This window comes from Methylobacterium sp. A52T (genome assembly GCF_053346095.1).
The window spans coordinates 1-22,124 of sequence record NZ_JBKFBI010000013.1 but is presented as its reverse complement, the minus strand read 5'-3'; the positions used below and the strand labels follow the sequence as shown (position 1 = coordinate 22,124).

General features: G+C 73.9%; 17 protein-coding genes. 7 read left to right on the top strand and 10 right to left on the bottom strand.

Annotated features, from left to right (window positions below):
* Positions 1-30: 30 nt before the first annotated feature.
* Entirely contained in the window at positions 31-1,482 is a 1,452-nt protein-coding gene (locus tag ACLBYE_RS05435) for an HD domain-containing phosphohydrolase (RefSeq protein ID WP_447693357.1), read from the bottom strand.
* A gap of 433 nt (positions 1,483-1,915) precedes the next feature.
* Here ACLBYE_RS05435 and ACLBYE_RS05430 point away from each other — a divergent pair, with 433 nt between their 5' ends.
* Positions 1,916-2,800, top strand: coding sequence for a LysR family transcriptional regulator (locus ACLBYE_RS05430; RefSeq protein ID WP_020093319.1), 885 nt, complete (start codon positions 1,916-1,918; stop codon positions 2,798-2,800).
* A 126-nt stretch (positions 2,801-2,926) separates the two neighbouring features.
* Here ACLBYE_RS05430 and ACLBYE_RS05425 read toward each other — a convergent pair whose 3' ends face one another.
* Complete coding sequence (locus tag ACLBYE_RS05425) at positions 2,927-3,214, bottom strand: hypothetical protein (RefSeq protein ID WP_447693356.1); 288 nt, start codon at positions 3,212-3,214, stop codon at positions 2,927-2,929.
* Positions 3,215-3,331: 117 nt separating this feature from the next.
* Positions 3,332-3,766, bottom strand: a complete 435-nt coding sequence (locus ACLBYE_RS05420) for a DUF1236 domain-containing protein (protein WP_091677457.1) — start codon at positions 3,764-3,766, stop codon at positions 3,332-3,334.
* 205 nt (positions 3,767-3,971) lie between these two features.
* Here ACLBYE_RS05420 and ACLBYE_RS05415 point away from each other — a divergent pair, with 205 nt between their 5' ends.
* On the top strand, positions 3,972-5,660 hold the full coding sequence (locus ACLBYE_RS05415) for a thiamine pyrophosphate-binding protein (protein WP_447693355.1): 1,689 nt from the start codon (positions 3,972-3,974) through the stop codon (positions 5,658-5,660).
* A 45-nt stretch (positions 5,661-5,705) separates the two neighbouring features.
* On the opposite strand, the gene ACLBYE_RS05410 is transcribed toward ACLBYE_RS05415, so the two are convergent.
* Positions 5,706-7,034 (bottom strand): Nramp family divalent metal transporter, encoded by a 1,329-nt coding sequence (locus ACLBYE_RS05410; RefSeq protein WP_447693354.1) that lies wholly within the window; start codon positions 7,032-7,034, stop codon positions 5,706-5,708.
* Between the two features lie 201 nt (positions 7,035-7,235).
* Here ACLBYE_RS05410 and mntR point away from each other — a divergent pair, with 201 nt between their 5' ends.
* Positions 7,236-7,697: a manganese-binding transcriptional regulator MntR gene (mntR, locus tag ACLBYE_RS05405; protein WP_020093314.1), complete on the top strand. Its 462-nt coding sequence runs from the start codon at positions 7,236-7,238 to the stop codon at positions 7,695-7,697.
* Between the two features lie 68 nt (positions 7,698-7,765).
* Here mntR and ACLBYE_RS05400 read toward each other — a convergent pair whose 3' ends face one another.
* Entirely contained in the window at positions 7,766-8,962 is a 1,197-nt protein-coding gene (locus ACLBYE_RS05400) for a zinc-binding metallopeptidase family protein (RefSeq protein WP_447693353.1), read from the bottom strand.
* Between the two features lie 197 nt (positions 8,963-9,159).
* Between ACLBYE_RS05400 and ACLBYE_RS05395 the strand changes: the two genes are divergently transcribed.
* From ACLBYE_RS05395 to ACLBYE_RS05385, 3 genes are read left to right on the top strand one after another with little or no spacing between them, the layout of a single operon-like run.
* On the top strand, positions 9,160-12,450 hold the full coding sequence (locus tag ACLBYE_RS05395) for a transglutaminase family protein (protein WP_447693352.1): 3,291 nt from the start codon (positions 9,160-9,162) through the stop codon (positions 12,448-12,450).
* Between the two features lie 13 nt (positions 12,451-12,463).
* On the top strand, positions 12,464-15,001 hold the full coding sequence (locus ACLBYE_RS05390; RefSeq protein WP_447693351.1) for a circularly permuted type 2 ATP-grasp protein: 2,538 nt from the start codon (positions 12,464-12,466) through the stop codon (positions 14,999-15,001).
* Complete coding sequence (locus ACLBYE_RS05385; RefSeq protein ID WP_447693350.1) at positions 14,998-15,897, top strand: transglutaminase family protein; 900 nt, start codon at positions 14,998-15,000, stop codon at positions 15,895-15,897. The genes ACLBYE_RS05390 and ACLBYE_RS05385 overlap by 4 nt, the downstream gene beginning before the upstream one ends.
* Positions 15,898-16,024: 127 nt before the next feature.
* On the opposite strand, the gene ACLBYE_RS05380 is transcribed toward ACLBYE_RS05385, so the two are convergent.
* The 5 genes from ACLBYE_RS05380 to ACLBYE_RS05360 form a co-directional block, all read right to left on the bottom strand.
* The gene (locus tag ACLBYE_RS05380; RefSeq protein WP_447693349.1) at positions 16,025-16,636 is read right to left on the bottom strand and encodes a pyridoxamine 5'-phosphate oxidase family protein; all 612 of its coding nucleotides are present in this window, start codon (positions 16,634-16,636) and stop codon (positions 16,025-16,027) included.
* 7 nt (positions 16,637-16,643) lie between these two features.
* The gene (locus ACLBYE_RS05375) at positions 16,644-18,350 is read right to left on the bottom strand and encodes a lysine--tRNA ligase (RefSeq protein ID WP_447693348.1); all 1,707 of its coding nucleotides are present in this window, start codon (positions 18,348-18,350) and stop codon (positions 16,644-16,646) included.
* 123 nt (positions 18,351-18,473) lie between these two features.
* Positions 18,474-18,752 carry a type II toxin-antitoxin system RelE/ParE family toxin gene (locus tag ACLBYE_RS05370; protein WP_447681773.1) on the bottom strand — a complete coding sequence of 93 codons (279 nt, stop codon included), beginning with the start codon at positions 18,750-18,752 and terminating at the stop codon, positions 18,474-18,476.
* Positions 18,749-18,976: a hypothetical protein gene (locus ACLBYE_RS05365; RefSeq protein WP_447681772.1), complete on the bottom strand. Its 228-nt coding sequence runs from the start codon at positions 18,974-18,976 to the stop codon at positions 18,749-18,751. The genes ACLBYE_RS05370 and ACLBYE_RS05365 overlap by 4 nt, the downstream gene beginning before the upstream one ends.
* Before the next feature lie 79 nt (positions 18,977-19,055).
* Positions 19,056-19,946, bottom strand: coding sequence for a transporter substrate-binding domain-containing protein (locus tag ACLBYE_RS05360; RefSeq protein WP_447693380.1), 891 nt, complete (start codon positions 19,944-19,946; stop codon positions 19,056-19,058).
* A gap of 125 nt (positions 19,947-20,071) precedes the next feature.
* Here ACLBYE_RS05360 and ACLBYE_RS05355 point away from each other — a divergent pair, with 125 nt between their 5' ends.
* Positions 20,072-21,988 (top strand): glycosyltransferase family 2 protein, encoded by a 1,917-nt coding sequence (locus tag ACLBYE_RS05355; protein ID WP_447693347.1) that lies wholly within the window; start codon positions 20,072-20,074, stop codon positions 21,986-21,988.
* Positions 21,989-22,124: the final 136 nt, after the last annotated feature.

The window sequence follows — 22,124 nt, the reverse complement described above, 5'->3', positions numbered from 1 at the left end:
CCGGCAGGTTAGGGCCCGCCGGGCCGCGCGTCATCCGCCCGAGACGGCCTCGCGGGAGGCGCCCGCATGGGATGCACCCGCATGGGACGCACCCGGATGGGACGGGCTCAGATGAGGTAGACGGTGCCGTCCGCGCGGAAGACCTTCGGGCAGTTCGCCCCGTCCACGAGGCGCTGGGCATCCTCCAGGGAGATCCCGTGCGCCAGGGCGATCTCCGGCAGCGTCTTCCAGGTCGGGGTCATGGTCCGGCTCCGTCCGTGATCCGTGCGGGTCGGGGATCAACGGCGCAAACGCCTCCGGGTTCGCCGACAGGGCCGATGACGGCTCCAGGATCCTGTCGAGGGTGTCGGCGCGCCACTCCGCCGGGCCGGGCGCCGCGGGCGCGACCTCGCGCAACAGGGTCGGGACCCGGGCCCAGGGTTCCGTGACCGGCCCGGCGCTCGGCCGCATGCCCGCCCGGTTCCGCCCGCCGGCGACGCGGATGTCCGGGAAGCGCGCGCAGAACGCCGCCACGCAGTCCGGGTCGAAATGCCGGCCGCTCTCGGCGCGGACGCAGTCCAGAGCCGCCTCGAAGGGCATCGCGTCCTTGTAGGGCCGCGCCGTGGTCAGGGCGTCGAACACGTCCGCCACCGCGACGATCCGGGCCGAGAGGGGGATGGCGGCGCCGGCGAGCCCGTGCGGGTAGCCGCCGCCGTCCCACCGCTCGTGGTGGAACTCGGCGATCTCCGCGGCCAGCCGGATCAGCTCGGAGGCGCTCCCGCCCAGGATGCGCCGGCCGATCGCCGGGTGCGTCTTGACGAGGTCGAACTCGTCCCGGTCGAGCCGGCCGGGCTTCAGCAGGACGGCGTCCGGGATGCCGACCTTGCCGACATCGTGCAGCGGCGCCGCGAGGTAGAGGTTGCGGCAGGTCTCCGGCGCCAGCCCGAGCCCCTCGGCCACGATCTGGCTGTAGCGGGCCACCCGCCACGTGTGGTCGCCGGTGTCGTTGTCGCGGTACTCGACCGCCAGCGCGAGCCGGAAGATGATCTCCTCCTCGCGCTCGCGCATGTGGCGCAGGGCGGCCTCCACCTCGCCGTCGAGCCAGGCGGCCTGCTCGGCCAGCCGCCGCACCGCCCGGGCGAGCCGGATCATGTTGCGCAGGCGGACGGTCAGCTCGACGCCCTGCATGGACTTGTCGAGGAAATCGGTCGCCCCGGCCTCCAGGGCGGCGAGCCGCACCGCGTCCGAGATGTCGCTGGTGACCATCACGATGGGCACCTGCGCGTAGTGCGGGATGGTCCGCATCTGCCGGATGAAGGCGATCCCGTCGATGTCGGGCATGTGGCAGTCGACCAGGACGAGGTCGAAGGCCCGCGTCCGCGCCTCGACCATGGCGGCGACCGGGTCGCCGTGATCGGTGACGGACACGTCGGGCTTGGCCTCCAGCAGGAGGCGCAGGCGCATCCGCATCGTGGCGCTGTCGTCGACGAGGAGCGCGTCCATCAGCGGCTCCCGGGCCGGCGCAGGCGGTCCCGGGGCGGCCGCCGGACCGGGTATGTCGACACAGGAACCATCGCCGCGACGCCTCGAGAGACTGTCGAGCAGCATTGAATGACGCGCCATTAACGGGCGGTAAATCGTCGCTCTCGGCTATATTGCGGAGATTTATTTTAATCAGAGGCGTAGTGCGCGTGAATTCCTGTCCTCGTCTGTCGGAGACAGGTGAGGCCGCGGCGATTGACGGGCGGAGAGCCGTCCTCGCCCGCTCCGGGGCGCCTGAAGGATCGGCGCGTCTGTAACGGGGATCGCCGCGGCCCTGCTTCGAGACGAAGGGTTGACGCGGCCGCGCGGCCCCCCGACGGAGACGGGGACCGGGACGGGTCCCAGGCGGCCCGGCGCGCGCCGGCCGGCCGGCGCGGCGGGAGGCGCCCTCGCGATGATGCGGTTCGATCTCGTCGATCTCGGCCTGTTCCGGCACGTGGTCGAGGCCGGCTCGATCACCCACGGAGCCGCGCGGGCGAACCTCGCCCTGGCGGCCGCCTCGACGCGGATCCGGCTGATGGAGGACTCCCTGGGCGCCGCCCTGCTGACCCGGGGCCGGCAGGGCGTCAGCCCGACCCCGGCCGGGCGCGCGCTCCTCGTCCATGCCCGGGAGGTCCTGGCCGGGGTGGAGCGCCTGCGCGAGGAGATGGCGGCCTTCTCGGGGAGCGCCTTCGGGCAGATCCGGGTGCTGGCCAACACCAACGCGCTCACCGAGTTCCTGCCGGAGGCGCTCTCGGCCTTCCTGGCCGATCACCCCGGGATCGGCGTCGAGATCGACGAGCGCACCTCCGAGGAGATCGTCGGGCTGGTGGCCGAGGGGGCGGCCGATCTCGGCATCCTGTCCGGCACGGTGGATACCGGCTCGCTGCAGACCTTCCCGTTCCGGGAGGACCGGTTCGTGCTGGTGGCGGCCCGGGACCATCCCCTGGCCGCGCGCGGGACGATCCCGTTCGCCGAGGTGCTCGGCCACGACCTCGTCGGCCTCGACCGGCGCAGCGCCATCAGCCGCTTCCTCGTCGCCCAGGCGGTGCGCGAGGGGCGACCGATGCGCCTGCGCGTCCAGCTCCGGGACTTCGACGCCGTCTGCCGTCTCGTCGAGGCGCGGGTCGGGCTGGCGATCCTGCCCGAGAGCGCCGCCGCCCGCGCCGCGCAGGGCCTCGCCCTCGCGGTGGTGCCCCTCGCCGACGCCTGGGCGCGGCGCGACCTGACCCTGTGCCTGCGCGACCTCGACGGGTTGCCGCCGTTCATCCGGGCCTTCGTGGCGGAGCTGCGCGCCTGAGCGGAACCCGCCCCGGAACCGCGCGATCCGCGCGGACACGATCCGCCTCGCCGCGGACGGGCCGCGGCGTCCCCGCCGCTCAGCCTCGCACCGGGGCCGCTGGGCCGCCCGCCGCGCGCGGCGGCGTCAGCGCCACCGCTCGTCCGTGCAGGCCAGCAGGTAGACGACGTGCATGCAGCGCGCCTGGGCGGCCTGCGAGGGCGCGTCGCCCATGCAGGCGCGCATCCCGACGGAGAGCAGGTCGCGATCGACGTCCTGATTGCGCGCGCAGGTGAAGATCGGCTGGAAACCCTCGAACCGGCTCACCTGCCAGAAGATGACCATGACCGCGAGCAGGCAGAACGTGCAGACCAGGATCCGGCTATCGTAGAACCAGTGCCGCCGTCCGGCATCCGCGGCGTCGCGCACGCTCATCCCGTCACCAGGCCCGTCACCGGGAGCGCCGACGGGAGCACCGCCCGGATCCCCATCCTTCTCGGCATCGGCTCGCCCTCTCCCTCGCGCCGGATCCCCGGCCGGCCGCCCGGGCCGTCAGTCGATCACCTCCACGATCCGGCGCGACCGCGGGTCGACGAGGACCGGGTGGTCGTTGACGATCGTGTAGCTGTAATCCGGCAGGGCGAACTCCCGCGGGACATCGTAGTACACGATGCCGTCCTCCGGGAGCACCGTGCCGACCCGCACGGGTCCCGCGAGCGCGATGGAGGGGCGGCGCTCGCCGCGGGCGTAGATTCGGAACCGCTCCCGCCGGTCGACGCCGAGGATGCCGTTGGCCGTGCCCACGGCCGCACCGATCGCGCCGCCGACGATCGCCCCGAGGGGACCCGCCATCTCCTCGCCGCGCGAGGCGCCCTCCTGGGCCCCGCGCTCGAGCCCCTGCGCCCGCGCGTCCGCGGCGAGGCCCAGGAGGGCTATCGGGGGAGCCACCAGGGTGGCGAGGAGCGCGAGGGGCGCCGCGATCCGCATGATGTGTCGTCCTGGTCGGTGGCGTGGATCGGCGGGCCTGCGCCCGGGGGCGCGGGCGCGTCCCGGCCGGAGGCTACGCCGAAAAGGCTGCCGATCGGTTGCCGGTCAGTTGCCGCCCGGCGCGGGGCGGCGCGGGGCGGTGCCGGCATTGCCCCGGTCCGCCCATGGGGTAGCCTCCGGCTGATTCCGTCGGAGAGGACAGGGCATGCCGATCGAGACCGTGGAGACCGCCGGCCGCCGCCGGGGCGCCGACCTCCTGGTGGAGGTGCTGCGCTCGGAGGGCGTGCGCTACATCTTCGGCAATCCCGGCACCACCGAGTTGCCGCTCATCGACGCGCTCACCGAGGCGCCGGACATCGCCTACATTCTCGCCCTGCAGGAGGCGACCGCCGTGGCGATGGCGGACGGCTACGCGCAGGGCGCCCGCCGGCCCGCCTTCCTCAACCTGCACACGGCGGGCGGCCTCGGCCACGCCATGGGCGGGCTGGTGAATTCCCAGGTCTCCGGCACGCCGCTGGTGGTCACCGCCGGGCAGCAGGATCTCCGCCACGCCCTGACCGACCCGCTGCTGATGGGCGACCTCGTCGCCATCGCCGACCCGGTGATGAAGTGGGCCCGCGAGGTGACGAGCCCCGACCAGATCCCGATCCTGCTGCGCCGGGCCTTCCACGACGCGGGCGCCGCCCCCTCCGGGCCGGTCTTCCTGTCGCTGCCCATGGACGTGATGGAGGCGATGAGCGCGGTCCCCGCGGGCGAGACCTCGACCATCGACCAGCGGGCGGTGGCGGGCTCCCTCGACCGGCTGGCGGAGAAGCTCGCCGCCATCGCGCCGGGCCGCCTCGCCCTGATCGCGGGCGACGAGATCGATGCCTCGGACGCCTCGGCGCAGATGGTGGCGCTCGCCGACCTGCTGGCGGCGCCGGTCTACGGCTCGTCCTGGCCGGCCCACATCCCGTTCCCGACCGCGCACCCGCTCTGGGCCGGGAACCTGCCGACCCGGGCGGACGCCATCGCCGACATCCTCGGGCGCTACGACGCGGTGTTCGCGCTGGGCGGCAAGTCGCTGATCACCGTCCTCTACTCGGAGGTCTCGGCGGTGCCGCCGGGGGTGCAGGTGTTCCAGCTCTCGGCGGACGTGCGCGACCTCGGGCGGACCTACGCCACCTGCCTGTCGACGGTCGGCGACATCCGCGCCTCGCTGGACGCCCTGTTGCCGCTCCTCGCGCCCCGCCTCGCTGACCGGGCCGACGCCTTCGAGCGGCTGCGCGCCCAGGCCGTGACCGCCCGGGCCGAGCGCCGGGCGAGGCTCGCCGCAGCCGCCGACGCGGCCTTCGAGGATCCGGTGATCGCGCCGCTGGTCGCCGCCCGGGAGGTGGCCCGCGCGGTCGGGGCCGAGACCACCATCGTGGACGAGGCGCCCGCGACGCTCACCCACCTGCGCACCTTCCTCGACAGCCCCTCGGCGCACCAGTACGCGGCGATGCGCGGCGGCGTGCTCGGCTGGGGCATGCCGGCCGCGGTGGGGTTTTCCTTAGGCCTCGACCGCGCGCCCGTGGTCTGCGTGGTGGGGGACGGGGCCGCGATGTACTCGCCGCAAGCTTTGTGGACCGCCGCGCACGAAAAACTGCCGGTCACCTTCGTGGTGATCAACAACGCCGAGTACAACATCCTCAAGACCTTCATGAAGGGCCAGGCGCACTACGCCTCGGTGCGCGCCAACCGCTTCATCGCCATGGACCTCACCGACCCGCGGATCGACTTCCCGGCGCTGGCCGCCTCGATGGGCGTGCCCGCCCGGCGGGTGACCCGGGCCGCCGACATCGCCCCGGCGATCGAGGCCGGGATCCGCTCGGGGGGCGCCAACCTCGTGGAGGTGGTGGTGCGGGCGACCTGAGTGGGGCTGCCGCCGGGGCTGTCGTCAGGGCTGCCGGCGGGGCTCTCACTCCAGCCCCGGTACCGGCACCCCGAAGGCGACCGCCAGCAGCACCATGTTGAGGGCGAGCACCAGGGCGGCCCCCGCCACGGCCGCGGCCTGGGTGACGGGCCCGTTGGCGAAGGGCCCCATCACGCTGCGGCGCCGGGTGAACACCACCAGGGCCACCATCGGCACCGGCAGGGCGAGCGACAGCACCACCTGCGACAGGACCAGCGCCTGCGTCGGGTCGACGCCGATCGCCACCACCGCGAAGGCCGGCAGCATGGTCACGAGCCGGCGGACGAGGAGCGGGATGCGCCAGCCGGTGAAGCCCTGCATCACCAATTGCCCGGCGAGCGTGCCCACCACCGAGGAGGAGATCCCGGAGGCGAGCAGCGACACCAGGAAGGCCGCCCCCGCGGCGGGCCCGAGGAGCGGCGTCAGGGTGCGGTAGGCCTCGCCGATCTCCGCCACCTCGCTGTGGCCGACGTGGAAGGCGGCCGCCGCCATGATCACCATCGCCATGTTGACGAGGCCCGCCAGCAGCAGCGCCACCACCACCTCGCGGTTCGAGTAGCGGACCAGCAGGCGCCGGTCGGCCTCGGTGCGGGGATTGCCCCGGCCCTGAGTCAGGCCCGAATGCAGGAACAGCGCGTGCGGCATCACGGTGGCGCCGATGATCCCGACCGCGATGGTGAGCGCCTGCGCGTCCGGGATCCGCGGGGTGACGAGGCCCTTGGCGGCCTCGCCCCAGGCCACGGGCGCGATCAGGAGCTCGACCGCGTAGCAGAGGCCGATCGTGCCGACCATCGCGCCGATGGCGATCTCCAGCGGCCGGAAGCCCTCGTGCTCCAGGAGCAGGATCGCGTAGGTGACCACCGCGGTGATCGCCATGCCGGCCATGAGCGGCATGCCGGTGAGCAGCGACAGGCCGATCGCGCCGCCGAGGAACTCCGCGAGGTCGGTCGCCATGGCGGCGACCTCGCTGATGCCCCACAGGGCGAGGCGCACCGGCCGCGTCGTCGCGTCCCGGCAGTGCTCGGCGAGGTTCTTGCCCGTGACGATGCCGAGCTTGGCCGACAGGGCCTGGAACAGCATCGCCGTCAGGTTCGCGAGCAGCACCACCCAGAGTAGGCCGTAGCCGTAGCGGGCGCCGGCCTGGATGTTGGTCGCGAAATTGCCGGGGTCCATGTAGGCGATCGACGCCGTCACGGCGGGGCCGGCGAACAGCAGGAACCGGGCGCGGCCGCCGGGACGGCCGTCGAGGACGTCGCGGATCGCGCCCTCGGTCCGCCGGCTCATCGCCCCGGGCGCGGCGCGCCCGGGGGCCGTCGCGGCGTTCGGCGCCACCATGCTCGAACCCTCTCCTCAAAGATATAGCGGAGGCTATATTCAGGGTTCGCGGCCAGGATTCAAGGGGTTGGATTCAAGGGGTTAGATTCAAGGGGCTGGCAGCGGCCGCCGGTATCGGCCCCGCGGGACTCCCCTCGAGGTGGCGGTGTTTGCTAGACAGGGGTCGGGGCGGCCCGCGCGGACCGCGGTGGGGGAGAGCCGATGCAGGAACCGTCCGAGCCGGGCTCGCCCGAGACCGCGCTGGTCGATCCCGAGCGCCACGTGGAGAGCTTCCGCCAGGCCCGCGAGGCCCGGCGCTCGGAACTCGTGGAGGATTACGTCGAGCTGATCGACGACCTGATCGGCGACGGCGGCGAGGCGCGGCAGGTGGACATCGCGGCCCGGCTCGGCGTGGCGCAGCCGACCGTCGCCAAGATGCTGAAGCGCCTGTGCGAGGACGGGTTCGTCCAGCAGCGGCCCTATCGCGGCGTGTTCCTGACCGAGGCCGGCCGCCGGCTCGCCGCCCAGGCCCGGGAGCGCCACCGCATCGTCGAGCGCTTCCTGTGCGCGCTGGGGGTGAGCCCCGAGACCGCGCGGCGGGACGCCGAGGGGATCGAGCACCACGTCAGCGCCGAGACGCTCGCGGCGTTCCGCGCCTTCGCGGAGCGGCACGGGGGGGCGTGAGGCGCCCCTCCGACCGTCATCGCGTCGCGCCGCTCGCAGAGACGGCGTGCCTGCCGCGACCGCCACCCTCACGCCGTCGGCGCCGCCACCTTCTGGCGCAGGCCCAGGATCACCGCGCGGAGCATCTCGGCTCCCGCCGCGCCGGCATCCGGCAGGGTGCCGGTGCGGGAGGCGTAGATCCGCTCGTGCACGAAGGCGAGCTTGGCGATCACCGCGGGTGTCAGCTTGAACGGGTAGAGTGCCGGCTGGCCCATGCTGTGGGACAGCGAGTTGATCGCGTAGGTGAGCGGCAGCCACGCGGCGATCAGCCGGTCGAGGTCGGCCGTGTTGTACGGGTCGAAGTCGATCACGGTCGGCGCCTGGGGCCCGGAAGGCCCCCGCTGGCGCAGGCGCGGGCGCACGTGCAGCTCGAAGGTCGAGGCGGTCTCCACCGTGTCGACGATGTGCAGGTAATGCGCGAAGGTCTCGGCGAAATCCTCCCACGGATGGGCCGTGGCGTAGGCCGAGACGTAGGCCTCGTCCCAGTCGGCGGGGGCGCCCCTCGCGTAGTGGTCCTGCAGCGCCTGGACGTAGTCGCGGCGCTCGTCGCCGAACAGCGCCCGGAACGCGTCCCAGTCGGGGCTGTTCAGCACCAGCAGGTACCAGAAGTAATGCCCGATCTCGTGCCGGAAATGGCCGAGCAGCGTGCGGTAATGCTCGCCGAACAGGATCCGGCGGCGCTCCCGCTCGACGTCGTCGGCCTCGGCGATGTTCATGGTGATCAGGCCGTTGATGTGGCCCGTCAGCACCGGCGGCCCGCCGGAGACGCTCTCGGACGGGTCGACCAGGAAGTCGAAGGCCAGCCCGTCCGTGTACTGGGCGCGGGTGGCGAGCGGCAGTTCCAGGCGCAGCAGCGAGTAGAACAGCCGGTGCTTGGCCGCCTCGATCTGACGCCAGCGGGCGAGATTCCAGGGCTGCGACAGGTCCGGCACCACGCGGTTGTGGCGGCAGGCGGTGCAGTAGATGTCGGGGCTGTCCTCCGGCACCAGCCAGTTGCAGGCCTGCGCGAGGGCGTTGTTGCACAGCCGGTAGCGCCGGCCGGGATCCGCGTAGGCGTGGAAGACCTGCGCCCCGCCCATCAGCGGGTGGACCGAGAGCCCCTGCGGCTCCAGCGCCGAGACCTCGTGGACCGCGCAGGCGTAGCCCAGCGGCCGGGCGCAGCTCTCGCAGGCGGTCGCCTCGAAGGTGACCGGCTGGTCGCAGGCCTGGCACTGGAAGATCTTCATCGCGCGGTCCCGGGCCGGCGGCCGGCCCACCTGCCGGTCAAGCGGGGCCGGGCGGCAAAGTTCCTGCCAGCGGCCCGGGCACCTGGGCGACGCACGGAAATTGCTTGTTGCGCGATCCGTGTCGCATAACCGTGCGGTGGGCGCCGGCGCCAGGGACCGGCAGCGCGACCGCGTTCGATCCTTCCGACGGAGCCATCGTGTCGATCAGAGCCGCCCTGCACCACGTCACGCATTACCGCTACGACCGGCCGATCAGCCTGGGCCCCCAGGTGATCCGCCTGCGCCCGGCCCCCCACGCCCGCACCAAGGTCCCGGCCTACGCGCTCACGGTCACGCCCGCCAACCATTTCCTGAACTGGCAGCAGGATCCGAGCGGCAACTGGCTCGCCCGCCTGGTCTTCCCCGAGAAGACCGACGAGCTGAGGATCGAGGTCGACCTCACCGCCGACATGGCGGTGATCAACCCGTTCGACTTCTTCGTGGAGGATTACGCCCAGGTCCGGCCCTTCGCGTACGACCCCGCCCTCGCCGGGGAGCTGGCCCCGTACCGCACGCCGGTCGACGCGGATTGCCCCGAGATGGAGGCGCTGCTGGCCCGTCTCCCGGAGGAGCCGAACACGGTCCAGTTCCTGGTGGCGCTGAACGGCCTGATCGCCCGGGAGACCGCCTACGGCGTCCGCATGGAGCCGGGCGTCCAGACCCCCGCCGAGACCCTGCGGCTGAAGAGCGGCTCCTGCCGCGACTCGGCGTGGCTGCTCGTGCAGGTGCTGCGCCGGATCGGCCTCGCCGCCCGGTTCGTCTCCGGCTACCTGATCCAGCTCGTGCCCGACACGACCGCGGTCGACGGGCCGACCGGCGCGTCGGCGGACTTCACCGACCTGCACGCCTGGGCCGAGGTCTACCTGCCGGGCGCCGGCTGGGTCGGCATGGACGCCACGTCGGGCCTGCTCACCGGCGAGGGCCACATCCCGCTCGCCGCGACGCCGCACTACCACTCCGCCGCGCCGATCTCGGGGGCGATGGAGCCGGCCGAGACCAAGTTCGACTTCGCGATGACGATCACCCGCGTCGCCGAGACGCCGCGGATCACCAAGCCGTTCTCAGAGGACGTCTGGGCCGCCATGGACGCGCTGGGCGAGCGGGTCGACGCCGACCTCACCGCGCAGGACGTGCGGCTGACCATGGGCGGCGAGCCGACCTTCGTGTCGGTGGACGATTTCGAATCGCCCGAGTGGAACATCGCGGCCGTCGGCCCGACCAAGCGCGGGCTCGCCGACCAGCTGATCCGGCGCCTGCGCGACCGGTTCGGCCCGGGGGGGCTGCTCCATTACGGCCAGGGCAAGTGGTATCCCGGCGAGAGCCTGCCCCGCTGGGCCTTCGCGCTCTACTGGCGCAAGGACGGCAAGCCGATCTGGCGCGACCCGGACCTGTTCGCGCCGGAGGTGGCCGCCGGGGAGGCGGGGCACGCCACCATCGCGCAGGCCGGGGCGCTCGCCGACGCGCTGGCCCGCCGCCTCGGCCTCGCCGACTACGTCTTCCCGGCCTTCGAGGACGGGGAGCTCTGGGAGCGGAAGACCGCGGAGCTGCCGGTCAACGTCACGCCGGCCGACGCCAAGTCGGGCTCGGTGGAGTTCGACGCCCGGATCAGGCGGGTCTACGCGCGGGGCCTCGGGGAGGCGGCCGGCTACGTCCTGCCGCTGGCGAGCCTGCCCACCGGCAAGGGCGGCGAGGCCGACCGCGTCTGGATCTCGGAGAAGTGGGACTTCCGGCGCGGCGCCGCCTTCCTGGTGCCGGGGGACTCGCCCGTGGGCTTCCGCCTGCCGCTGTCGTCCCTGCCCTACGTGCCGCCGGAGCACTACCCCTACTACCAGCCGCAGGACCCGCTGGAGCCCCGCGCCGCCCTCCCCGACGGGCATCCCGAGGGGCATCAAGGCGCCGCGGTGGTCAACGGCGCCGGCGTCACCGGCGTGGCGGTGCGCACGGCCCTGTCGTTCGAGCCCCGCGACGGGGTGGTGCGGGTGTTCATGCCGCCGGTGCAGCGCGCCGACGAGTATCTGGAGCTCGCCGGCCACCTGGAGGCGGCCGCCGCCGCGCTGAAGCTGCCGATCCACCTCGAGGGCTACGAGCCGCCCTACGACCCGCGGATCGGCGTCATCAAGGTCACCCCCGATCCCGGCGTGATCGAGGTGAACGTCCACCCGGCCGCCTCGTGGCGGGAGGCGGTCGCCATCACCACCGACCTCTACGCCGAGGCCCGCCAGACCCGGCTCGGCGCGGAAAAGTTCATGACCGACGGGCGCCACACCGGCACCGGCGGCGGCAACCACGTGGTCATGGGCGGCGTCACGCCGGACGATTCCCCGTTCCTGCGCCGGCCCGACCTGCTCAAGAGCCTCGTGCTCTACTGGCAGCGCCACCCCGCGCTCTCGTACCTGTTCTCGGGCCTCTATATCGGGCCCACGAGCCAGGCGCCGCGCATGGACGAGGCCCGCCACGACGGGCTCTACGAGCTGGAGATCGCGCTCGCCCAGGTGCCGGCCCCGGACGCGCCCAACATCCCGCGCTGGCTGGTCGACCGGATCTTCCGCAACATCCTCGTCGACGTCACCGGCAACACCCACCGGGCCGAGATCTGCATCGACAAGCTCTACTCGCCGGACGGGCCGACCGGGCGCCTCGGCCTCCTGGAGTTCCGCGCCTTCGAGATGCCGCCGGACGCGCGGATGAGCCTCGCGCAGCAGCTCCTGCTCCGCGCCCTCGTGGCGTGGCTGTGGCGCGAGCCGCAGACCGGCGGCTGTGTCCGCTGGGGCACGAACCTCCACGATCGGTTCATGCTGCCGCATTTCCTATGGTCCGACTTCCTCGCGGTGCTGGAGGATCTCCGGGCGGCGGGGTACGCTTTCGATCCGGTCGCCTTCGAGGCGCAGGCCCTGTTCCGGTTCCCGGTCTTCGGCACGGTCGAGCAGGGCGGGGTCCGGATGGAACTCCGCCAGGCGCTGGAGCCCTGGCACGTGATGGGCGAGGAAGGGACCAGCGGGGGCACCGTGCGCTTCGTCGACAGCTCGGTCGAGCGGCTGCAGGTCAGGGTCGAGGGCTTCGTGCCCGAGCGGCACGTCATCGCCTGCAACGGCCGCCGCCTGCCCATGACCTCCACCGGCCGCGGCGGCGAGGCCGTGGCGGGGCTGCGCTTCAAGGCGTGGCAGCCGGCCTCCTCGCTGCACCCGACCATCCCGGCCCACTCGCCGCTGACCTTCGACATCCTCGACGCCTGGAGCGGTCGCTCCCTCGGCGGCTGCCGCTACCACGTCGCCCATCCGGGCGGGCGCAACTACGAGACCCATCCGGTCAACGCCTACGAGGCGGAGGGCCGGCGCCTCGCCCGGTTCCAACCGAACGGCCACACGCCGGGCCGGGTGGAGATGCCCCGCCCGGAATCGAGCGCCGAGTTCCCGCTGACCCTCGACCTGCGGACGCCGGCCCCGCAATGACCGGGGATCCGTGATGGAGGCGGCGCTCGCGGGCAGCCGCGGCCGGGCCGAGCGGCCGGAGGGCGCGCGGGAGCGCGTCGCCCGCTGGTGCGCAGGCTACCGCCCCGCCCCCGGCCGGCCGGACGAGTTCCTGGGCCCCGACGGTTCGCCCCGCGGGGCGTGGCCGCGCCTGCTCGACCGCCTCGGCGGCCTCACCGAACCGGAGATCATGGCCCGCTTCGTCGCGGCGGAGCGGCACATCCGGGACGCGGGCATCTCGTTCCGCATCGCCGGCGACCAGCGCGAGCACCCCTGGCCGCTGGGCTGCCTGCCCCTGGTAATCGAGGGGCCGGAATGGGCGGCGCTCAGCGCCGGCATCGTCCAGCGCGCGGAGCTGATGGAGGCGATCCTCGCCGACGCCTACGGCGAGGGCCGGCTGGTCGCCGAGGGGCTGCTCCCCGCCGCGATCGTGGCCGGCACGCCCGAGTTCCTGCACCCGCTCCACGGGGTCGCGCCCCCCGGCGGCCACTACCTCAAGCTCTACGCGGCCGATCTCGGCCGGGGGCCGGACGGGCGCTGGCAGGTGCTCGCCGACCGGACCCAGGCGCCCTCGGGCCTCGGCTGGGCGCTGGAGAACCGCATGGTCCTGGCCCGGACCTTCCCGGACTTCTTCCAGGACCTCCACGTCGAGCGCCTGCCGGCCTTCTTCCAGGCGTTCCGCGACGGGCTGGCGCTCGGTGCCGAGCGCGCCGACCCGCGGATCTGCCTGCTGACCTCCGGCCCCTACAGCAGCACCTACGTCGAGCAGGCGGCGCTCGCCCGCTACCTCGGCCTGATGCTGGTGGAGGGCGACGACCTCGTCATGCGCGACGGGCGCCTGCACGTGCGCACCGTCTCGGGCCTGAAGCGCGCCGACGCCCTGTGGCGGCGGATCGACGCCGACTTCCTCGACCCCCTGGAGCTGAACCCGGCCTCGCGCCTCGGCGTGCCCGGCATCCTCGACGCCCTGCGCAACGGCTCCCTGGTGATGGCCAACATGCCGGGCGCGGGGCTCGTCGAGTCGGCCGCCCTCGCCCCCTACCTCGACGGCATCGCCCGGCGCCTCCTCGGCGAGCCCCTGCAGCTCGGCCACCCGCGCACGTGGTGGTGCGGCGACCTCGAGGGCCTGGCGCACGCGCGGGCCAACCTCGACAGCCTGACCCTGCGCCCGGCCGCCACGCCCCAGCGCGGGGCGGGGCGCGACGCGATCCTGGCCGGCCCGGTCCTGGCGGCGGAGCGGGAGCGGGTCGTGGCGGCCCTGCGCGACCGGCCCTTCGACTACGTCGCCCAGGAGGCGGCGCCGCTCTCGACCATGCCGGGCTGGGAGCGCGGCCCGGACGGCCTGTTCCTGACGCCCCGCCCCTTCGTGGTCCGCGTCTTCGCCGCGCGGACGCCCCTCGGCTGGCAGGTCATGCCCGGCGGCTTCTGCCGGGTCTCGGAGCGCGAGGACGTCGACCCGATCGAGCTGCGGCTCGGCATCCGCTCCGCCGACGTCTGGGTCCTGTCCGAGGAGCCGGTCGCCGCGCCCCTGATCGGCGCGCAGGCGGCGCCGCGGGTGCGGCGGGTCGGCGGCCACCTTCCCGCCCGGGCCGCCGACGGCCTGTTCTGGCTCGGCCGCTACCTGGAGCGCGGCGAGGCGGTGATCCGGCTGGTGCTCGCCCACCTGCGCAGCGTCGGCGACGCCGTCGGGACCGACATCTCGGGCGCCCTCGACACGCCGGCGGCCCTGGCGCTCCGGGCGCTGCTGCACGAGTGGGGCGCCATCGCGGCCGCCGACCTGCCCACCGCCCGCCTCGCCCAGGAGGCGCTGGCCGGGCGCGACCGGCCGGGCTCGGCCCGGTCCCACGTCATCGCGGCCCGCCGCAACGCCGCCGCGCTCCGCGCCCGCCTGTCGGGCGAGGCGTGGCGGGTGCTCGCCGACCTGAACGAGTTCCTGTCCCTCAACACCGAGCGGGCCTTCACCGAGTCGCAGCTCGCGGGCCGTGCCGAGCGGGCCCTGAGCCAGCTCGCGGCGCTCGCCGGCCTCACCCACGAGAACATGAGCCGCGCCGAGGGCTGGCACTTCATCGAGCTCGGGCGGCGGATCGAGCGGGCGATCAACACCGGCGCCTTCGCGCTGGCCTTCGCCAACGACGAGGCGACCCCCGGCTGCCTCGGGGTCATGCTGTCCCTGTGCGATTCGCAGATCAGCTACGGGCGGCGCTACCTGCAGGGAGCGGCCCTCGACCCCGTGCGCGACATGGTGCTGCTCGACCCCTACAACCCGCGCTCGATCGCCTTCCAGGCGGAGGCGATCACCCGGCACCTCGCCGACCTGCCGGCGCTCGCCGCGGACGGGATCCCCGAGCCGCATTGCCGCCTCGCGACCCGGATCCTGGCGGAGCTGCGCAGCGGCGAGGCCGCGGATTTCGACGCCGTGCGCCTGACCGCGCTCGCGACCGACCTCGAGCGCCTCGCCGACGGCATCGCGGCCCGCTACTTCCCCACCGGGCCGAACGCGCTGCGCCCCGAGAAGCTGACGGGGCTCGCGTGATCTACACGCTGCGCCACCGCACCGCCTACCGCTACGGCCGGCCGGTGCACTTCGCCCGCTGCACCCTGCGGCTCAAGCCGCAGGATTGCGAGGGCCAGAGCGTGCTGGCGAGCGCGGTCACGATCGACCCGAGCCCCGCCCGCGCGGTGATGCGGCGCGACTATCTCGGGATCGACGCGGTGGCGATCACCCTGGAGACGCCCCACACCACCTTCAGCGTCGAGGCGCTGTCCACCGTGCGGGTCGAGCGCCCGGCCCCGCCGCCGCCCGAATCCGGGATGCCCTGGGAGCGGGTCCGCGACGCCGTTCTCGCCGGGCGCGACCTCGGCGGCCGGGCGCCGGTGCACTTCCTGTTCCCGAGCAGCCGGGTGCCGCTGCTGCCCGCGATCACCGACTACGCGCGGCCGAGCTTCGCCGCCGGCCGCAGCGCTTACGGGGCGGCCCACGACCTGATGCTGCGGATCGGCCGGGATTTCCGCTTCGATTCCAAGGCCACCACCGTCTCGACGCCGCTCGCGGACTCCTTCGCGCTCCGGGCCGGCGTCTGCCAGGACTTCGCCCACGTGATGATCGCGGCCCTGCGCGGCATGGGCCTGCCCGCGGCCTATGTCAGCGGCTACCTGCGCACGGTGCCGCCGCCCGGCCGCCCGCGCCTGCGCGGGGCGGATGCGAGCCACGCCTGGGTGGCGGTCTGGTGCGGCGCCGGCTGGCTCGGCCTCGACCCGACCAACGGCGTCGCGGTGCGGGACGACCACATCGTGGTGGCCCGCGGCCGCGATTACGGCGACGTGGCGCCGGTCGACGGCATCGTCAGCGGCTCGGGCAAGCAGCGCCTCAAGGTCGAGGTCGACGTCATCCCCGACACCGAGACGCGGGATCTCGCGCTGGTGGGGTGAGGTGACGCTCCGTCATCGCGAGCGCGGCGAGGCGACCCAGGGCGGCGCGACATCCCCGAAGGTGGCGCGACACCGGATCGCTCCGCCCGCGAGGACGGGGATGTCGCGGACGCCACCCTCACCACCCTCACCACATCGTCTTGGCCGCCCGCTCCGGCCATTCCGCGTCGTAGCGCTGGCCGCCGACCTCGCCCGCGGTCAGCGCCGCCAGGATCGCCCCCGGCGTCGGCAGGCTTCCCGGGTCGACGCGGGCTTCCGGATCCCATAGCCCGGCCCGGATGATCGCCCGGGCGCATTGGAAGTACACCTCCGCGACGGTGATCACGAGGGCGGTGCGCGGCGCGTGGCCGTCGACCCGGAACGAGGCGAGCAGGTCCGGGTCGGCCGAGATCACCGCCCGCCCGTTCACCCGCAGCGTCGTGCCCGAGCCCGGGATCAAGAACAGCAGCGCCACCCGCGGGTCGCGCACGACGTTGCGGAGCGAGTCGATCCGGTTGTTGCCGCGCCGGTCGGGCAGGATCAGCGTGCGCGGGTCGGCGACCCGCACGAAGCCCGGCCGGTCCCCGCGCGGGCTGCAATCGAGCCCTTCGGGGCCGGCGGTCGCCAGCACCGCGAAGGGCGAGGCCGCGATCAGCGCCGCGTAGTCCGGCGTGATCGCGGCCGCCACCTTCACCGTCGAGGCGGGCGCCAGGGGCGCGTGGTAGATCGCCTCCAGCGCGGCGAGATCGTCGATGATCATCGCGCCCTCACGCGACCGGGGCGGCCTTGCCGGCCGCGAAGGCTTCGTGCTCGGCGACCAGCGCCCCCGACAGCGCCGAGGCGATCAGGCCCCGGGTCTCGTCGACGCCGTAGAGGGCCACGAAGGAGCCGAACCGGGGTCCGCGCGCCTCGCCGAACAGCACGTTGTAGAGGCTCGTGAACCACGCCTGCGACACGCCGGGCCGCCCGTCCGGGCTCTTGGCCTTGCCGGACGTGTCGGGGAAGTGGCGCCGGCCGACCTCGTAGACCGCCGCCTGCAGGGCCTCGGGATCGGTGGAGCCGGCATGCTCGGCCAGCGTCGCCGACAGGTCCTCCAGGGCCGCCCGCTCCTCGGGCGTCGGCGCCCTGTAGGTCTTGGCCGGCCGCACGAAGTCCGAGAAGTACTTCAGGGCGTGGACCACCAGCCGGTCGAGGCCCGGATGGGTCTCCGGACCGGTCCGCGGCGCGTAGCGGCGGATGAAGCCCCACAGCACCGCCGGATCCTCGGTGTTGGCCACCGCGGCGAGGTTGAGCAGCATCGCGAAGGTCAGGCTCGCGCCCTCGACCCGCTCGGGCTCCGGCGGGGTGCCGGCGTGGAGGTGCCAGACCGGGTTGCCCAGCCGCAGCTTCGCGTCCTGGCCGGCGTACCGGTCCAGGAAGCCGATATACTCGTCGACGTGCCGGGGGATCACGTCGAAGAACAGACGCTTGGCCTCGCGCGGCTTGTTGTACATGAACAGGGCCAGCGATTCCGGCGTACCGTACTTGAGCCAGTCGTCGATGGTCAGGCCGTTGCCCTTCGACTTCGAGATTTTTTGTCCTTTTTCGTCCAGGAAGAGCTCGTAATTGAAGCCCTCCGGCGGCTCGCCGCCGAGCGCCCGGGCGATCTTGCCCGAGAGCTTGACCGAGTCGATCAGGTCCTTGCCGGCCATCTCGTAATCGACGCCGAGCGCCACCCAGCGCATCGCCCAGTCGGGCTTCCACTGCAGCTTGGCGTGGCCGCCGGTCACCGGAGTCTCGTAGCGCTCGCCCGTGGCGGGATCGCGCCACACGATCGTGCCGCTCTCCGCCCTCACCTCGTCGATCGGCACCTGCATCACGTGGCCGGTGACCGGGTGGAGCGGCAGGAACGGCGAGTAGCTCGCCGAGCGCTCGGCCCGCAGCGACGGCAGCATGATCTCCATCACGGAATCGTAGCGCTCCAGCACGCGCAGCAGCGTCGCGTCGAACACGCCCGCGCGGTAGCACTCGGTCGCCGAGCGGAACTCGTAACTGAAGCCGAAGGCGTCGAGGAAGCGGCGCAGCTCGGCGTTGTTGTGCGCGCCGAAGCTGTCATGGGTGCCGAACGGGTCCGGCACGCGGGTGAGCGGCTGGTTGAGGTGCGCGGCCAGCATCTCCCGGTTCGGGACGTTGTCGGGCACCTTGCGCAGCCCGTCCATGTCGTCCGAGAAGGCGATCAGCCGGGTCGGCACCGCGTCGCGGGTGAGCACCCGGAAGGCGTGGCGCACCATGGAGGTGCGGGCGACCTCGCCGAACGTGCCGATATGCGGCAGGCCCGACGGGCCGTAGCCGGTCTCGAACAGCACCTCTCGCTTGCCGGATTTCTCCAGCCGCGCCACGAGCTTGCGCGCCTCCTCGAAGGGCCAGGCGGCGGCGTTGGTGGCGGCCTCGACGAGGTCGGGGTCGAGGGTCAGGGCTGGGGGGGCGGCTGGCATGTCTTCTGGGATGTACGCGAATTGGACGCGCGCACCCTAGAGCGGTTCGCACCGGAGCGGAACGCCCGGTCGTGCAAGGCGCTGATCCATTCGTCCGCACGCGCTCCATCGCGGGCATGTCGCTCAGGCTAGAGGCCGCTGCGCCGCGTGCCGGATGGTGCGCACGACGACCTCATCGGCAGTGACGCGATAGGTCATGATGTAGGGGTAAGGCGACACCACGATGCGCCGAATGCCGCGCCGGTCGGTCATCTGACCCGCATAGGGATGGCGGAGAAGGAGTTCCAAACACGCGCCGATCCGCAGCAGGACCGCGTCGGCACCCGATGGGTTATGGCGCGTGATGTCGGCCAGCACGTGGTCGAGCTGGCGCGCGGCGGTGCGGGTCAGCCGCAGCCTCACAGGCCATACTTCGCCCAGATGGCGCGCACCTCCGCCTCGGTGGCATACTCACCACGCGCCTCCTCGGCGTCGGCTTCGTCCTGCTCCGCCGCCTCCTCCGGGCTGAACCGGTAGACCGATCCCTCATCCCCCACGAAGGCCAGCATGAGGCGGGCAATCTCGTCCTGCATCTCCGGTGCGAGGACCCGTGCCTTCGCCACGGCCTTCTCGAGCAGATCGGTCATGCGCCGCTCCTGATCCATGGAGATCCGACGCCGTGCAGGATCCCCGATTCGCGCGTCTGGTGGAAGCCTTTCGCCCCTGTCAGAACGGGCTGACGGGGAAGAACCGCAGGTACAATTCGGTGTACTTGCCGTCGTCCCAGACACGCTGGAGCGCGTCGTCCAGCGCCCGGGAGAGGGCCGCGTCCTCCGGGCGGGTGATCAGGCCGATCCCCTCCCCGAAATAGCGGTTCTCCAGGTAGTCGCCGCCGGTCAGCGCGCAGCAACTCTCCGCGTCCTGGCCGCCGACGAAGAGGGCGAGGTTGAGGCCGTCGGCGAACAGGTAGTCGATCTCGCCGCGCTTGAGCGCGCTCTCGGCCGCCGTGAGATCGGTGAAGTCCTTCGGCACGGCCTTCGGGAAGAACGCCTTGAGGTAGGCCGCGTGGGCGCTGCCGGCGATGACCCCGACGCTGCGGCCGGCGAGCGCCGCCGCGGAGGGGACCGGCAGGCCCTTGTCGGTCCGGGCCGCGAAGCGCGCCGGCCAGCGGAAATACGGCCGCGTCGCCAGGAATCGCGACCGCAGGGACGCGGTCAGCGGGATGGCGGCCGCGACCACGTCGCCCTGCTTGCCGTCGAGGGCGTCGAGCAGGGTGTCGAAGCGGCGCGCCTGCACCGTGCAGGTGATCGTCAGCTTCTCGCAGACCGCCCGGGCGAGCTCGACCACGAAGCCCGTCGGGTTGCCGTCGGGGCCGGCGAAGTGCAGCGGCGGGAACTCGTCGTCCGTGAGGAAGCGGACCGCCCGGCCGGTCTGCGGCGCCTCCACGCGCTCGCCCCGGCTGCGCGGGTTCCAGAAATCCGGGATCGTGACGGCGGGGGTGGCGGTGACGCCCGTGGCCGGCGCGGCCGGGGGCGCCGCGGCGGCCGGCCCCGCGAGGAGCGCCGCGACCGCGGCCGCCGGGGGGGCGCCGCGACCGCGGCCGCCGCGATCCGGGATGGGATGGCTGTCCTATCGCCTCTTGACGACGGGGACGGGGCGGTGCTCCTCTCGGAGCGCGGGGGCGGGGACTGGCTCACCCCCCTCCTCTACCACGTCCTCGGGCCGCCGGGGGAGCGCGCGGCGTGTCGTTCCAGCGCCCGCCCGCGGGGCCGGAGGGCCTGCCGCCGGAGATCGCCTTCCTGCTCGACGAGGGCGTCGACGCGCGGCTGCTGGCCCGGGCCGGCGGCCCGGGCGCGGGGGTCCGGGCCCGCGCCGGGGGCCGGCCCGCCGCCGCGGCGGCGGCGGCCGGGACCGACGCGGCGACCGCGCTGATGAATGCCGGCCTGATGGCGGAATCGGCCTACTACGCGGCCCTGGCCCGGGCGCTCGGCGCCCCCTACCTCGACGGCCCGATCCCGTTCGGCCTGGGCCTGCGCTTCCCCGACAGCCTCGTGGCCGGTCTCGCGCCGCTGGCGCCGGGCGCGGTGGCGCCCTGGGTCCTGGCGCCCCGCGGGCGGGCGATCGCGGACCTCCTCGACGCCGCCGGCCGCGCCGCCGTGCCGGCGATCACCAGCCCCACCCGCCTGCGCGAGGCCGTGTTCGCGTCCGTGCCCGGGCAGGTGGCGGATCACGCGGCGCACGACCTCCGGCGGCACGGCCCCGAGTGGGCGGCCGCCCCCGAGCCGGCCTTCCGCTGGCTGCTGGTCCTCGCCCTCGGCGGGACCGCCGCCCTCTGCCTGTGCGCGGCGCTGCCGGCCCCGCTGGCGCGCGCGGTGATGACGGCCGGGCAGATCCTGTTCCTGGCCATGGCGACCCTGCGGATCGCGGCCCTCGCCATCGCGGCCCCGGTCGCCGCGGAGGCGGTGGTGCCCCTCGCCGAGGCCGACCTGCCGGTCTACACGATCCTCGTCCCCCTCCACCGCGAGGCAGCGGTGGTGCCGGACCTGCTCAGGGCGCTCTCCGCCCTCGACTATCCGGCCGCCAAGCTCGACATCAAGCTGCTGCTCGAGGCGGACGACGCGGAGACCGCCGCGGCCCTCCCCCGCGACACCCTCCCGGCCCGGTTTGAGGTGATCACGGTGCCGCCGGGCGGCCCGCGCACCAAGCCGCGGGCGCTCAACGCCGCGCTGCCGCTCGCCCGCGGCACCCTGATCACGGTCTACGACGCCGAGGACGTGCCCGATCCCGGCCAGCTGCGGCTGGCGGCCGCCCTGTTCGCGCGCCTGCCCGCGCGGACCGCCTGCCTCCAGGGGCGGCTCGTGATCGACAATGCCGGCGATTCGCGCCTCGCCCGCGCCTTCGCCCTCGAATATGCCGGGCTGTTCGACGTGCTGAACCCGGCCTTCGCCCGCTGCGGCCTGCCGGTCCCGCTGGGCGGCACCTCGATGCACCTGCGCACCGACGTGGTGCGGGCGCTGCACGGCTGGGACGCCCACAACGTCACCGAGGACGCGGATCTCGGCCTGCGCCTCGCGCTGGCGGGCTACACCGTCGGCGACCTGCCCAGCCCCACCTTCGAGGAGGCGCCGGCCCGCCTCGGGCCCTGGCTCGGCCAGCGCACCCGCTGGCTGAAGGGCCTGGTCCAGACGAGCCTCACCCACGGGCGGCGCCCGCTGGCCAACGCCCGCAGGCTCGGCGGCCTGGAGACGCTCTGCGCCGCCGCCCTCGTCCCCGGGACGGTGGTCTCGGCGCTCGCCTACCCGGCCTGCCTCGCCGCGGCGGCGTGGTCCTTCCTGGTCCGGGACATCCCGGCCGCCCCCGTCTTCCTGGACAACCTCTCCACGGGGCTCGCCATCACGCTGTTCGGGACGGGGCTCGCCGCCCTGGTCCTGCCCGCCCTCGTCGGCTGCGCCCGGCGCGGCTGGGGGGACCTCGCCCGGTCAGTCCCGTGGATGCCGGTCTACTTCCTGCTGGTCAGCCTCGCCGCGTGGCTGGCGCTGATCGAGCTGGTCCGGGCGCCGCTGCGCTGGAACAAGACCCGGCACGGCCTCGCGCGGACCTCCCGCAGCGGCCGCCGGCGCCGGGCGTACCCTGCGACAGCCTGCGACACCGGGACGTGACCGGGCGGCGGCGGATGCGCGGCGGCTTGATCTGGATCAGTCGCGGGCCAGCGCCGGGCCGCTAGCTTGGCCAGCCGGCTCCCGCCCCCGCCGCGGGGGGGGGGGGGGTCGCCGCTCGGGGGGGCCGGGGGGGGCG

Bases quoted from the DNA above. Each gene is read 5' to 3' on its own strand.
- ACLBYE_RS05435 (WP_447693357.1), bottom strand. From the start codon at position 1,482: ATGGACGCGCTCCTCGTCGACGACAGCGCCACGATGCGGATGCGCCTG.
- ACLBYE_RS05430 (WP_020093319.1), top strand. From the start codon at position 1,916: ATGATGCGGTTCGATCTCGTCGATCTCGGCCTGTTCCGGCACGTGGTC.
- ACLBYE_RS05425 (WP_447693356.1), bottom strand. From the start codon at position 3,214: ATGAGCGTGCGCGACGCCGCGGATGCCGGACGGCGGCACTGGTTCTAC.
- ACLBYE_RS05420 (WP_091677457.1), bottom strand. From the start codon at position 3,766: ATGCGGATCGCGGCGCCCCTCGCGCTCCTCGCCACCCTGGTGGCTCCC.
- ACLBYE_RS05415 (WP_447693355.1), top strand. From the start codon at position 3,972: ATGCCGATCGAGACCGTGGAGACCGCCGGCCGCCGCCGGGGCGCCGAC.
- ACLBYE_RS05410 (WP_447693354.1), bottom strand. From the start codon at position 7,034: ATGGTGGCGCCGAACGCCGCGACGGCCCCCGGGCGCGCCGCGCCCGGG.
- mntR (WP_020093314.1), top strand. From the start codon at position 7,236: ATGCAGGAACCGTCCGAGCCGGGCTCGCCCGAGACCGCGCTGGTCGAT.
- ACLBYE_RS05400 (WP_447693353.1), bottom strand. From the start codon at position 8,962: ATGAAGATCTTCCAGTGCCAGGCCTGCGACCAGCCGGTCACCTTCGAG.
- ACLBYE_RS05390 (WP_447693351.1), top strand. From the start codon at position 12,464: ATGGAGGCGGCGCTCGCGGGCAGCCGCGGCCGGGCCGAGCGGCCGGAG.
- ACLBYE_RS05380 (WP_447693349.1), bottom strand. From the start codon at position 16,636: ATGATCATCGACGATCTCGCCGCGCTGGAGGCGATCTACCACGCGCCC.
- ACLBYE_RS05375 (WP_447693348.1), bottom strand. From the start codon at position 18,350: ATGCCAGCCGCCCCCCCAGCCCTGACCCTCGACCCCGACCTCGTCGAG.
- ACLBYE_RS05365 (WP_447681772.1), bottom strand. From the start codon at position 18,976: ATGACCGATCTGCTCGAGAAGGCCGTGGCGAAGGCACGGGTCCTCGCA.